General features: G+C 42.4%; 1 tRNA gene and 1 rRNA gene. Both read left to right on the top strand.

From position 1 onward, the window contains the following. Positions 1-17 precede the first annotated feature (17 nt). Positions 18-94 (top strand) — tRNA-Ile (locus ACQ3F0_RS26880). Between the two features lie 97 nt (positions 95-191). Then, positions 192-264, top strand: a 23S ribosomal RNA gene (locus ACQ3F0_RS26875); the annotation flags it as partial.

Raw genomic sequence — 264 nt, 5'->3', positions numbered from 1 at the left:
TTATCTCCACCATACATGGGTCTATAGCTCAGCTGGTTAGAGCGCACGCCTGATAAGCGTGAGGTCGGTGGTTCGAGTCCACTTAGACCCACCATTTATGTTCATTGAAAATTGCATAGTGAATTAAGAAATATATTGTAACAAAGCTCAAACTGAGCAAACTTTGTAAAAAGTTGATTAAATAACTAAAAGATCAAGCTACAAAGGGCGCACGGTGGATGCCTTGGCACTAGGAGCCGATGAAGGACGTGATAAGCTGCGATA

The sequence above is a fragment of the Clostridium sediminicola genome, from assembly GCF_050402865.1.
In the GTDB taxonomy this organism is placed as follows: domain Bacteria; phylum Bacillota; class Clostridia; order Clostridiales; family Clostridiaceae; genus Clostridium_AF; species Clostridium_AF sediminicola.
The sequence above is the reverse complement of the archived record's forward strand: the minus strand, read 5'-3'. Positions and strand labels throughout refer to the sequence as shown.